The sequence below is a fragment of the Brevibacterium sp. Lmc1 genome (genome assembly GCF_057654315.1).
Map to the genome: position 1 here is coordinate 3,806,276 of NZ_CM172803.1, position 12,743 is coordinate 3,819,018.

Genomic DNA, 12,743 nt, shown 5'->3' on the forward strand with positions numbered 1-12,743 from the left:
AAGGGTGACACCTCGCCCCGCCCGCCGCCCGCTCGCGCATGCCCTCCTCTGGACCGGCATCTCCGCGGTCGTCGGCGCGCTCATCCTCTTCGTTGTCATCGGAAACCAGTGGCCGAACCCGAAACCCACCGGTGCTGAGGCGGACGCGCTCAGTGCCGAAATCTTCGTACACATCGTCTTCGGGCTCGTATCCTTCGTCTGTCTGCCAATCGTGCTCGTCTTCGACGGACGCCGGATTCCGCGCAAACAACTGCGTCCGAAGGTCCTTGCCTCAGAGAAGCTGCGCGAATTCCTCACAGTCACCGGTCACGGCGGTGATGAGTTCCTCGCCGCCGACGGATCCGTCGAATCGCTTCAGCGGCGACCGGGAGGCTGGATTCCCGTCACAGTCGGGATCATCGGCATACTCCTCGGCACGGTCAGCATCCTCGGCGCCTTCGCCGCTTCGATCATGCTCATCTCACTGTCGGCCCGGCGCAGTTGGGCTCTCGACTTCGTCGCACTCGCCGCCACACTGGCAGCCTTCTCAGCGACCTATGTGCTCACTCCACAGGCCGCGGGAGCCTTCGATCTTCCCGTGTTCGTCTTCGGCGGCACGATGTACGCCGTTATCGTCATCGTCGGTGTCATCCGCGGTGCCCGCGAGCAGGGCTTCATCGACTCCGCCGCCCAGACCCTGCTGCGCGAACGCTCCCGGCAGGACCGCGCCATCGCCGAGGTGCGACGCGGCATCGCCCGCGATATGCACGATTCCCTGTCCCACCACCTCTCCGTCATCGCCATGTATTCCGGTGCGCTGTCCGTGCGGCAGGACCTCGACCCCGACGAGGTGCGGGAGAACGCCCGCCTCATCGCCGATGCCGCCCGCCGCTCCGGCGTCGAACTCCGGGAGGTGCTCACCATGCTCCGCAGCGACGATCAGGGCACGGTCATCGACCCCGACATCGACCGCCTCGTCGCGGCCAGGGGCGACACCGCTGAGCTGCGCTACCTCGAACCGGTGACGGGCGCGGCGCTCCACCGGTGCGGGGCACTCGAGCAGACGACGATCTACCGCTTCGTCCAGGAGGCGATCACGAACGCGGTCAAGCACGCACCAGGCCAGACGGTGACGATCAAGGTCGGCTTCGATGAGGCCGACGGTCACCTCGTGCTCGTCGCCAGCAATCCGCACACAGGCCTGGCCCCGGCCTTCCGCGCCGGAGCGCAGCAGCTCGTCTCCGGATCCGGGTTGGGACTGCTCGGGCTGCGGGAGAGAATGGAGGCCATGGGCGGCGATCTCACCGTGGCGACGACCCCGGAGTTCACCCTCCGCGCCCGCATCCCCATCGATGCCGACATCTTCACAGACGGCGACGCCCCGGGAACCGCCGGTACGATCGGCTCCCCCGACGAGCAGGAGACGCAGCCATGAGCATTCGGGTAATCATCGCCGACGACGAATCGCTCATGCGCTCGGGGCTCAAGCTCCTCCTCGGCGCGGCGACCGATATCGAGGTCATCGCCGAGGCGGTCGACGGTGTCGAAGCCATCGACCTCGCCCGTCGGCTGAGTCCCGACCTCGTACTCATGGACATCCGGATGCCCCGTCTCGACGGCCTCGAGGCCGCGCAGACGCTGCTGTCCGATCCCGAACATCCGCAGGTGCTCATGCTCACGGCCTTCGGGACCGACGATTTCATCCACCGCGCCCTGCAGTCCGGGGCGGCTGGTTACATCCTCAAGGACACCCCGCCGGAAGAGCTCATCAACGCCGTCCGCGCGGCAGCCGACGGCACCCGCACCCTGTCGGCGACCGCCCTGGCCACGTTGATGTCGTCCCGTCCGGCCGCCTCGACGTCGGGTCAGGATCCGCTGGCGTCCCTGTCGACCAGGGAACGGGAGATCGCCGAGGCGGTCGCTCAGGGTTTGACGAACGCGCAGGTGGCGCGGTCACTGTTCGTCTCGACGGCGACGGTGAAGACCCACCTGGCACGCATCTTCGACAAGCTCGAGGTGACTTCGCGAGTGCAGTTGGCGCTGCTCGTCAACGCCCACCGCTGACAATTCCAGTCAACGGCAGAGCCGCCCCACCGCGACTGCGGAGACGGGCGGCTCTGTCGGTTGGACGCTCCTCGGGGAGGGCCTCCTCGGTGAAGGTGTCAGTCGATCATTTCGGAGCCATGCGAATGGCGCCGTCGAGGCGGATCGTCTCACCGTTGAGCATCGGGTTGGCGACGATCGATTCGACGAGCTGCGCGTACTCGGCGGGCTTGCCCAACCGGGCCGGGTGCGGCACGGACTTGCCGAGGGATTCCTGCGCCTCGGCGGGTAGGCCGGCCATCATCGGGGTCTCGAAGATGCCGGGGGCGATGGTGACGACGCGGATGAGAGAGGCGGCGAGTTCGCGGGCCATCGGCAATGTCACGGCGGCCACGGCGCCCTTGGACGCCGAGTAGGCGATCTGGCCGATCTGGCCGTCGAAGGCCGCGACGGAGGCGGTGTTGACGATGACTCCGCGTTCTTCGCCGTCCGGCTCCTGCTGTTGCATAGCCGCAGCGGCGAGGCGGCAGACGTTGACGGTGCCGACGATGTTGATGTTCAGCACCTTCTGGAATGCCTCGAGCGGCAGGGGACCCTTACGGGAGACGAGCTTTCCGGGGGTCGCGACGCCCGCGCAGTTGACGACGACGCGTAGAGCGCCGAGCCCGGTCGCGGTGTCGACGGCGGCCTGAACCTGCTCTTCGTTCGTCACGTCGGCGGTGACGAAGTGGGCGGAGTCGCCGAGTTCGGCGGCGACCTGCTGCCCCACCTCGGCGTTGAGGTCGACCATGACGACCTGGGCACCGGCGGCCAAGAGGCGTTCGGTGGTGGCGCGGCCGAGTCCGGAAGCTCCGCCGGTGACGAGGGCGACGGTGTTCGTGAGATCCATGAGTGTCCTTTGCATCGCTGAGCGAACAGTTGATCACTGCGACTCTAACGCAGAAGTGGGGACAGTCACTGTGCATGGTCGGGTGGGGCCGCCTCGGCGCGGGATCACCCTGACGGCGGCGTCGGTCGCGACGGGGACGATGTCGGTCGACGCGGGGACGACAAAGCCCGCCGGTCGGGTGACCGGCGGGCCTGTCTCAGCTCAGCTGCGAGGGCGGACTCAGGCGGCCTGCTCCTCGGCACCGGCTTCGCGCACGGACTTCAGGGCCTCGCCCCAGGCGACGATGTCGTCGACCATGGAGGCGAACGGGGCGGCCGAGATCTCGGTCGGGGCGAACGTACCGTCGGCGACGTCGGTGAAGATCGAGAACGATGCCTGGTCGCGGACGACGGCGAGCTTGTAGTTCGCGAGGATGTGGCGCAGGTGCTCAGCGGCGCGCACTCCCTTGTCGGCGCCGTAGTTCACGATGCCGGCGACCTTGTGGTTGAACTCGGTGGCGACGAAGTCGAGGGCGTTCTTCAGCGAACCGGAGATCGAGTGGTTGTACTCCGGGGTGACGAAGATGAAGGCGTCGAACTCTTCGAGCTTCGCGCCCCAGGCCTTCGTGTGGTCGTTGGCGTACATCTTCGCACCGGCGGGGATCACCTCGTCGAGGAGGGGCAGGTCGAAGCTGCCGAAGTCGACGACCTCGGCGCGGACGTCATCATTGGAAGCCAGCTGCTGCTCGACCCAGCTCACGATCTGCGGGTTGAGCGCCTGCGGGCGGGAAGTTCCGGGGATGATGGCAATGTTGAGCATATGCGTCCTCAAATCGTTGAGCGGTGTCCACCGGCCGGGCGGCCATGGCGGTCGAGTTCACGGGCCGAGCCTGCGACCTCGGCGAACCGGGTCGGCTGCAGCTCCACCGTGACCAACATTGTTGAACACTCAATCATTCCCGGATCGAGAGTGACCCTGGTCACTGGTTGGGGCTGGGCCAGGTCACTGACCGGCCACTGCCCGATCACTGTCCTGGTGACAGGGCCCGACGAAGCCCGCGACCGGTCGCAACGGGCGCCGAACACGGTGATACCGTAATTCCCCGCGAAATCAGGCCCGCAGAGACCACCTGTCGTGTATGGTCGTTGGGCAAGTGAAAGACTGTTCGTTAAAAAGTCGGCTTCAACGGAAAACAAGGCAAGGAGTCCGGTCATCGTGCGCTCAACCAACGGCCGCAACAATATTCTCCGCTCGGCCCGGGACACCTTCGCGGACAAAGGATTCGACGGCGCGTCCATCCGCGATATCGCACAGACAGCAGGTCTGAGCCTCTCAGCGCTCTACTACTACTTCCCGTCCAAGCAGGAAGCTCTCTACGAGCTCGTCCACACAGCCTATACCTGGTACGTCGAGCACTGCCGAGCGGTCATCGCCGACGTCGATGACGATGTCGTCGATCAGCTGGCCGTGGCGGTGCGCTACCTCGCCCGCTATCGCATGGAGAACGTCTCGGTCTCCACCGTGCTGCTGCGCGACACCGAACGGCTCACCGGCGACAACGCCGTCCGCGTCAAAGAACTCCAGCGAGAGGCCCGCGAGATCATGGGCGATATCGTCCAGGCCGGCATCGATGCAGGGAAGTTCCACGTCAGCAGTGCGGCTCTGGCCACTCGCGCCATCCACTCGATCTGCAACTCGCTCTCACTGTGGTACCGGCCGACGGGCGACCTGACGCCTGACATGATCGAGCGCGACTTCACTCAGTACTCGATGCGCATCCTCGGCATCGACCCCGACGAGTCCGAGCTCGACCGCCTGTTGGCCCTGCCGGTCAATCAGGCCGGAATGCTCGATTTCATCGCCGACACCAACTGACCCCGTTGCTACCTGACGGCGGCGCAACAACCTCGCGCGAGGTTGCTGCGCCGCCGTCAGGTAGTAATTAGGGGGTTGGGCGGAGGGTTCTTGCCAGCTCGCGGCGCTTCGCCTGCTCCTTCGGGTCCGGGACCGGCAGTGAGGCGATGAGGCGTTTCGTGTAGTCCTCCTGCGGCGCACCGAGCACCTGCTCACCCGTGCCCTCTTCGAGCAGCTCGCCGTGGAAGAGCACCCCGATGCGGTCGGAGAGCATATCGACCACGGCGAGGTCGTGGCTGATGAACAGGGCCGCGAAGTCGAAGCGGTTCTGCAGCTCGACGAAGAGCTCGAGCACCTTCGCCTGCACGGACACATCGAGCGCCGAGGTCGGCTCGTCGGCGATGAGCAGCTCCGGATCGAGCGCCAGTCCGCGCGCCAGGGACGCCCTCTGCCGCTGACCGCCGGAGAGCTCATGCGGATACCGCGCCGCATACGCCTTCGGCAGCTGCACAGAATCGAGGAGTTCGGCCACTCGCTGCGACCGGTCGTTCGCACTCATCTCCCGGCGATGGATCGCGAACGGTTCGGCGATGCACTCCCCGATCGACAGATGAGGATTGAACGAGGCCGCCGGGTCCTGGAACACAAACCCGATCCGTCGCCGGATCTTCGAGAACTCACGCTCCTTGAACCCGACCATCTCGTGCCCGAGGACGGAGAGGCTGCCGCCGCTGGCCCTGGTCAGGCCCGCAATCGCGCGTCCGATCGTCGTCTTGCCCGACCCCGACTCACCGACGAGCCCGTAGACTTCGCCGGCCTTGATATCGAAGCTGACCTTCTTCACCGCGTGGAAGTCCGGCTTGCCGATCCCGCCCGGATAGACGATATCGAGCTCGCGCGCGGTCACGATCGATTCGCGTGCGTCCCCGTCCTTCGCCGAGGCGGCTCCCTCCTTCGCCGAGGCACCCCCGTCCGACGTCTCCCCCGCCGAGGCGACCCCACCCGAGGCCTCCCCCGTCGAGTCAGTGCGCGCTGAGGCGGCGGCCGCCTTGCGGCTTCCGGCCACGGTCGACCCGATCCGCGGCACCGCGGCGAGGAGTTCGCGCGTGTACTGCTCCTGCGGATCGTTGAAGAGCTGCTCGACGGTCGAGACTTCGACGAGGTCGCCGCGCAGCATCACGGCCACTCGATCGGCGAGGTCGGCGACGACGCCCATGTTGTGGGTGATGAGAACGATGGCAGTGCCCGTCTCGTCTCGCAGATCGCGCAGCAGGTCGAGGATCTCTGCCTGCACGGTGACGTCGAGTGCGGTGGTGGGCTCGTCGGCGACGATGAGCTTCGCCCCGAGAGCGAGGGCCATGGCGATGACGATGCGCTGCTTCTGCCCGCCCGAGAACTGGTGCGGGTAGTAGTCGAAACGGCTTTCGGCATCGGGGATCCCGACCTGCCGCATGGCCTTGACTACGCGCGCCTTGAGGTCGGCCTTGTTCGCCTTCCTATCGTGCGCGCGCAGACCTTCGGCAATCTGCCACCCGACCGTGAAGACGGGGTTGAGCGCCGTCGACGGCTCCTGGAAGACCATCGCCACATCCCGGCCGCGCATGGCCCGCAGCTCATCGGCGGAGACGCTGAGCACGTTCGCACCGGAGATGACGATGGCCCCGGTTCGCTGCGCCGTCTCGGGCAGCAGACCGAGGATGGATCGGGCGGTCACGGTCTTGCCGGACCCCGACTCACCCACAATCGCCAGCACCTCACCGGGCGAGACGCTCAGCGACACGTCCTTGACCGCGTGGACGTCCCCGCCGTCGGTGGAGAAGGTGACGTCGAGACTGTCGACATCGAGGATGCTGCCCGTCGCCGAGGCGGTCCGCTCGTGTTTCTGCTTGCTCATGCCGTGACCTCCGCGGGCTTGACGTTCTTGACCTTGGCTTTGCGTCGCACGCGCAGACGCGGGTCGTTGAGGTCGTTCATCGACTCACCGACCAAGGTGATTCCCAGCACCGTGAGCACGATGGCCACGCCCGGGAACACCGCCGTCCACCACACACCGGAGGTGACGTCCGGCAGTGCCTTGTTGAGGTCGTATCCCCATTCCGACGCCGAAGTGGGTTCGATTCCGAAGCCCAGGAACCCGAGTCCGGCCAAGGTCAGAATCGCCTCGGAGGAGTTGAGTGTGAAGATCAGCGGCAGGGTCCGAGTAGCATTGCGGAAGATGTGCTTGGAGATGATCCGCGTCTTCGAGGCGCCGAGGACGATCGCCGATTCGACGAACGGTTCGGCCTTCAGCCGCAGCGTCTCGGCACGGACGACGCGGAAGTACTGCGGGATGAAGACGACCGTGATCGAGAATGCGGCCGCGGCGATGCCGCCCCACGCACTCGACTGACCGCCGGAGATCGCAATCGACATGACCAGCGCCAGCAGCAGGGTCGGGAAGGCGTAGACGGCATCGGCGATGACGACGAGGATGCGGTCGAGCCATCCGCCGATGTAGCCGGAGACGAGACCGAGGATGACACCGGCGAAGATCGACATGACCACGGCCACGACGATGACGGCCACTGCGGTCTGGGCGCCCCAGACGACACGGGAGAAGACATCGTAGCCGCCGACGGTCGTGCCCCAGATATGGGTGCCGCCGGGTGGCAGCTTCGACCCGAAGTTGCCCTCGGAGGTGCCCAGCTGGTTGAAACCGTACGGGGCGATGAGCGGAGCGAAGATCGCGCAGATGAGCACGATTCCGCACAGCACGAGGCCGGTGATGAGCATTCCGCGCTGCAGCCCCACGGACTGGCGCAGATGCGAGATGATCGGCAGGCGGGAGAACCAGGACTTCTTGGCCCGGTCGTCGAACGCCACTGCCGGTACTCCGGAGCCGGGAGCCTCCTCGGCGAAGGTCTGGGCCTCTTCAGCCGGGCCCTGGTTCTGCGGGTTGTCTGGAGTAGACATCAGTACCTCACTCTCGGGTCGATGAACGCGGCGATGACGTCGACGAGGAAGTTCGTGACCGCGACGATGACGGCGAGGAACACGACGATTCCCTGCACTGCCACGAAGTCACGGGCGGTCAGGTACTCGGCGAGTTTGAAACCGAGTCCCTTCCACTCGAACGTCGTCTCGGTGAGCACGGCGCCGGCGAGCATGAGCGCGATCTGCATACCCATGATCGTGATGATCGGGATCAGCGCTGGACGGTACGCATGCTTGGTGACCAGGCGGTATTCGGAGATTCCGCGGGATCGACCGGAGTCGACGTACTGCTGCTCGAGCGTGCCGATGAGGTTCGTGCGCACGAGCCGGAGGAACACTCCGGCGGTGAGCACGCCGAGGGCGATCGCCGGCAGCACCGCATGGGCGAGCACATCGCCGAGGACCGAGAAGTTGCCGATGCGCAGGGCGTCGATGAGGTAGAACCTCGTCGGGCCGACGACACCGGACATGATGTATTCGGTCTCTGTGGTGCCGCGGCCGGCGACGGGCAGGATCGGCAGGAAGACGCCGAAGACGAGCTTGAGGATCATGCCCGCGAAGAACACCGGGGTCGCATAGCCGAGGATCGCGAGCACACGCAGTGCCGCGTCGGGCGCCTTGTCGCGGTGGTAGGCGGCGAGCATGCCCAGCGGGATGCCGAGGATGAACGCGACGATGAGCGCGTAGAAGACGAGTTCGACGGTCGCTGCTCCGTAGTTGAGCAGGATCGACGAGACCGGCTGCCCGTCGGAGACCGCTGTACCGAAGTCGCCCTTGAGCAGATTGCCCAAGTATTCGAAGTACTGGACGAGGATGGGCCGGTCGTAGCCGGCGGCGTGGACGCGCTCGGCCAGTTGGGCCTTCGTCAGGCGTCCTCCCAACGCTGCGGTGATCGGGTCACCGGTGATGCGCATGAGGAAGAACACCAGAGTGGTGAGAATGAAGATGGTGGGAATGATGAGCAGGAAGCGGATGAGGACATAACGTCCCAGACCGCCTCCCGAGGGCTTCTTGACCGCGACCGAAGTCTCGGCGGCCTCAGCCCCTGGTTCGCTGATGGCAGCAGACATGTGTTCCTTATGGGATGTGTTTCGATGCGCCAGCGGCAAGAGACAGCTCGGCGAGGGTCACTGCAGGTGTACGGACCTCGCCGCGGACGCGCCACGAGGTGCAGGCGGCCTGATCGGCTCACCTGCACCTCGTGTGGGTGATCACTTGCTCAGCAGTGCCAGACGGAACTGGAAAGCGGGGTCGAGGGTGTCGTCGACGCCCTTGACGTCCTTGCCGGACACGGCGATCTGGTTGCCCTGCAGCAGCGGCAGGGTCGGCAGTTCGTCGGCCAGCTCACCCTGGATCTTCTTCAGGGCATCTTCGCGCTTGCCCTTATCAGCGATCGAGGACTGAGCGTTGAGCTCCTTGTTCATCGCTTCGTCACGGTAGTGGTTGGCGAGGAACGACGGAGTCTCATCCGTGTCGTAGAAGAACGGCATGAGGTAGTTGTCGGCATCCGAGTAGTCCGGGAACCAACCCAGCTGGTACATCGGGTACACGTCGTCGGTGCGGTCCTTCGAGTACTGGACCCACTCGGTCGACTGCAGCTTGACGTTGAACAGCCCGGTCTTGTCCAGCTGGTCCTTCACCAGGGCGTACTCATCGCCTGAGGAGGGGCCGTAGTGGTCAGGGTTGTACTGGAGCTTGAGCTCGACCGGGGTTTTGACTCCGGCGTCCTTGAGTGCCTTCTTCGCCTTCTCGACGTCGGCGCCGCCCTTGCCGTCGCCATATTCGGACTTCAGCGGTTCATCGGAGCCGGGAAGTCCGTCGGGCACGTGCGAGTACAGCGGAGTGAAGGTGTCCTTGTAGACCTGGCTGGCGATCGCCTGACGGTCGACTGAGTCGGCCATGGCCTGGCGGACAGCGAGCGCCTTCTTCTCGTCGGCGTCATCGGTCTTCGCACCGAAGGGCATCGTGTCGTAGTTGAACACGATGTAGCGGATCTCGCCGCCGGGTCCCTTGTGGACCTTGAGGTCCTCGTTCTTGCCGAGGTCCTCGACGTCGGTGGCCGAGAGCGAACGCCACGCGACGTCGATGGTGTTCTCCTGGACGTCGAGCTTCATGTTGTTCGCGTCCGAGTAGTACTTCATCTGCACGGTCTCGGTCTTCGCCGGCTCGATGAAGCCCTTGTAGTCCGGGTTCGCCTTGTAGGTGATCAGCTCGTTGAACTTGAAGCCGTCGATCGTGTACGGGCCGGCGAAGGCCTTGCCGTCGACGATCTCCTGGTCCTTCGTGACCTTGTCGGCCGAGAATACGTCTTCATCGACGATCGGGCCGGCGGCGCTGGCCAGGACTCCGGGCCAGGTCTGGTCGTTCTTGCGCTTGAGGTTGAAGACGACGGTCTTCTCATCCGGGGTCTCCACGGACTTCAGGCCGCCGAGCAGCGAAGAGGGCCCGTTGGGATCCTGGATCTTCAGCTGACGATCGAAGGAGAACTTCACGTCCGAGGAGGTCAGTTCGTTGCCGTTGGCGTACTTGAGTCCGTCCTTGAGCTTGACCTCGTACTTCGTCGGCTCGGTGAAGTCAGCGGACTCGGCGATCGAAGGGTTGAGCTCGGCCGTACCCGGCTTGTAGGCGAGGATGTACGGGTAGATCTGCTGCTCGACGAGGGAGCTTCCGTTGTCGTACGCGGCGGCCGGATCCAACGCCACAACCTTGTCCGTGGTTCCGACCGTGAGCATTCCGCCTTTGTCGTCCCCGCCGCCGCCTCCGGTCGTCGAGGTCGAGCAGGCGGAGAGGAGCAGAGCGCCGGCCGCAGCGATGGCCACGGCCTTTGCGCCAGTTCGTCGTTTCATGGTGTTCCTGTCTTTCACAAGTGCTCTTCGTGTCTTCTTTGCTCGAAGAGATCCGCACCACATCTTACGGTTCCCGTCCCAAATAGTGAACTGACGCACATGAAGTGATCCAGTTCGCAACGACTTCGCAACAATTCGCCGAGGCGGCTCTGCTCGCCACAGCGAAACTTCCCTTGCCGGGACAGCCGGGGCACTCCCCGCCGTCACCCCACATCACGCCCACAACCGCCGCGAACCGCTCCCAGCCGTAGCCCATCCAACGGCCGCGACTTCGGCGGCGCAACGGGGAGCCGCCTCGGCGAATTCGATTTGCGTCACCGATGACAATCGGTTTGACTTATGAGGTGCATCACAGAGAAGACACAGGTCCTTCACTGTTTCGATGCTCAGAAACCCCTGCCCCCCTCTGATTGGAAAAGCGTGTCCGCAGTCCTTGATTGGCTCAACGGAATCATCTGGTCCTCCGCCCTCGTGTACCTCTGCCTCGGTGCCGGCGTGTACTTCACGATCCGCTCCCGAGCCGTCCAGATCCGACAGATCAAAGCGATCTTCACGCAGATGTTCCGCGGGAAGAGCTCGAACGAGGGCGTCTCCTCCTTCCAAGCTCTCGCGATGTCGTTGGCCGGTCGCGTCGGCGTGGGCAACATCGCCGGTGTCGCCACCGCAATCGGCTTCGGCGGACCTGGCGCGGTGGTGTGGATGTGGATCTCCGCGCTGCTCGGAGCCTCAACGTCTTATGTCGAGTCGACTCTCGGCCAGGTCTTCAAGGAACAGGACCCCAAGAGCGGCGAATACCGCGGCGGACCGGCTTTCTACATCGAGAAGGCCTACCGGCACACGAAGGCCAAGGGCCTGTTCAAGGTCTACGGTCTCGTCTTCGCCGCTGTCACGGTCCTCGCGATGAGCTTCATGCTCCCGGGCATCCAGTCGAACGCGATCTCCGGTGCGGTCGAGAACGCGTGGGGAACTCCGACATGGATCACCGCGGTCATCCTCGCGGTCATCATGGGCTTCATCGTCATCGGCGGAGTCAAGCGCATCGCCCACTTCGCCTCACTCGCGGTGCCCTTCATGGCCGTCATCTACATCATTGCGGCGATCGCTGTCACACTCGTCAACGCCGACCAGATCATCCCCGTCTTCCAGCTCGTCTTCACCTCCGCATTCGGCGTCGACGCAGGACCGGACGCGGCCTTCGGCGGCATTCTCGGCATGGCTGTTCAGTGGGGCGTCCAGCGCGGGATCTACTCGAACGAGGCCGGACAGGGTACCGGCCCGCACGCTGCCGCTGCCGCCGAGGTCTCGCACCCGTCGAAGCAGGGACTCGTGCAGGCCGGTTCGATCTACATCGACACCCTCTTCGTGTGCTCAGCGACTGCTTTCATGATCCTCTCCACCGGTATGTACAAGGTCTTCGATGCCGACGGCGAGACCATCATCGGCACAGGACGCGGTCAGATGGCCGAAGCCATCGCTGCAACACCCGGTGAGAAGTGGCCTCAGGCCGGACTCGACACGATGATCTCCGGCTTCGGTGCGGGCTTCATCGCGATCTCGATCTTCCTCTTCGCCCTGACGACGATCGTCGCCTACTACTACATGGCGGAGACGAACCTCGTCTACCTGCTCGGCAAGGCCAAGAGCACATTGGCCCTGACGATCGGCACTCGTGTACTGCAGGTAGTCATCGTCATCGCGGTGGCCGTGGGCGCGATGTCGACTTCGGGCAGCGCCTGGGCACTCGGCGACATCGGAGTGGGCCTCATGGCCTGGCTGAATGTCATCGCGATCCTCATCCTCCAGCAGCCGGCGTTCAAGCTCCTGCGCGACTTCGAACGCCAGACCAAGCTCGGCCTGGATCCGGTGTTCGAGCCCGAGAAGATCGGCGTGCGCAACGCCGACTTCTGGGATCAGCGCGTGGCTCGCCTCAAGGCCGGCGAGGCGGTGCCGGAAGGCTGATGCCCCACGCGGTCGGCTGCCTGCCACCCGGCAGGCCGCCGATCGGCAGGAAGGCCATTCGGCAGACTACTCGTCCGCCGAACCGAGGGACGATACGAGGTCCGGGACAATGGCGTCCCGGGCCTCGTGCCATTCACAGCGACGCACAGAGCAGCGGCCGCCGCCCTGAATCGGGCGACGGCCGCTGTCGGTTCGCGGGGCAGACTCTGCTGCTCTCCGGC

The 12,743-nt window shown here is 65.1% G+C and carries 11 protein-coding genes; 4 read left to right on the forward strand and 7 right to left on the reverse strand.

Translation table 11 applies throughout. The features are described 5' to 3' along the window. The first annotated feature begins 4 nt into the window (after positions 1-4). Both AC239G_RS17095 and AC239G_RS17100 read left to right on the forward strand, forming a co-directional pair. Positions 5-1,414 carry a sensor histidine kinase gene (locus AC239G_RS17095; protein WP_487489372.1) on the forward strand — a complete coding sequence of 470 codons (1,410 nt, stop codon included), beginning with the start codon at positions 5-7 and terminating at the stop codon, positions 1,412-1,414. After that, positions 1,411-2,043 (forward strand): response regulator, encoded by a 633-nt coding sequence (locus AC239G_RS17100; RefSeq protein WP_487489373.1) that lies wholly within the window; start codon positions 1,411-1,413, stop codon positions 2,041-2,043. The genes AC239G_RS17095 and AC239G_RS17100 overlap by 4 nt, the downstream gene beginning before the upstream one ends. Positions 2,044-2,149: 106 nt before the next feature. Here the strand turns inward: AC239G_RS17100 and AC239G_RS17105 are convergent, their stop codons facing one another. The 3 genes from AC239G_RS17105 to AC239G_RS17115 form a co-directional block, all read right to left on the reverse strand. Then, positions 2,150-2,911, reverse strand: a complete 762-nt coding sequence (locus AC239G_RS17105; RefSeq protein WP_173155457.1) for a 3-hydroxyacyl-CoA dehydrogenase — start codon at positions 2,909-2,911, stop codon at positions 2,150-2,152. 219 nt (positions 2,912-3,130) lie between these two features. Next, positions 3,131-3,709 carry an NADPH-dependent FMN reductase gene (locus AC239G_RS17110; protein WP_482400874.1) on the reverse strand — a complete coding sequence of 193 codons (579 nt, stop codon included), beginning with the start codon at positions 3,707-3,709 and terminating at the stop codon, positions 3,131-3,133. A gap of 8 nt (positions 3,710-3,717) precedes the next feature. Beyond that, entirely contained in the window at positions 3,718-4,104 is a 387-nt protein-coding gene (locus AC239G_RS17115; protein ID WP_487489374.1) for a hypothetical protein, read from the reverse strand. Between the two features lies 1 nt (position 4,105). Here AC239G_RS17115 and AC239G_RS17120 point away from each other — a divergent pair, with 1 nt between their 5' ends. Continuing rightward, entirely contained in the window at positions 4,106-4,765 is a 660-nt protein-coding gene (locus AC239G_RS17120; protein WP_487489375.1) for a TetR/AcrR family transcriptional regulator, read from the forward strand. 67 nt (positions 4,766-4,832) lie between these two features. Here the strand turns inward: AC239G_RS17120 and AC239G_RS17125 are convergent, their stop codons facing one another. From AC239G_RS17125 to AC239G_RS17140, 4 genes are all read right to left on the reverse strand, one after another. Then, positions 4,833-6,638: a dipeptide ABC transporter ATP-binding protein gene (locus AC239G_RS17125; protein WP_487489376.1), complete on the reverse strand. Its 1,806-nt coding sequence runs from the start codon at positions 6,636-6,638 to the stop codon at positions 4,833-4,835. Further along, positions 6,635-7,696, reverse strand: coding sequence for an ABC transporter permease (locus AC239G_RS17130; protein WP_244195243.1), 1,062 nt, complete (start codon positions 7,694-7,696; stop codon positions 6,635-6,637). The genes AC239G_RS17125 and AC239G_RS17130 overlap by 4 nt, the downstream gene beginning before the upstream one ends. Continuing rightward, positions 7,696-8,787, reverse strand: coding sequence for an ABC transporter permease (locus AC239G_RS17135; RefSeq protein WP_487489377.1), 1,092 nt, complete (start codon positions 8,785-8,787; stop codon positions 7,696-7,698). The genes AC239G_RS17130 and AC239G_RS17135 overlap by 1 nt, the downstream gene beginning before the upstream one ends. Positions 8,788-8,928: 141 nt before the next feature. Beyond that, positions 8,929-10,563: an ABC transporter substrate-binding protein gene (locus AC239G_RS17140; RefSeq protein WP_139469085.1), complete on the reverse strand. Its 1,635-nt coding sequence runs from the start codon at positions 10,561-10,563 to the stop codon at positions 8,929-8,931. A gap of 420 nt (positions 10,564-10,983) precedes the next feature. Here AC239G_RS17140 and AC239G_RS17145 point away from each other — a divergent pair, with 420 nt between their 5' ends. After that, on the forward strand, positions 10,984-12,522 hold the full coding sequence (locus AC239G_RS17145) for an alanine/glycine:cation symporter family protein (RefSeq protein WP_139469084.1): 1,539 nt from the start codon (positions 10,984-10,986) through the stop codon (positions 12,520-12,522). The last annotated feature ends 221 nt before the right edge of the window (positions 12,523-12,743 follow it).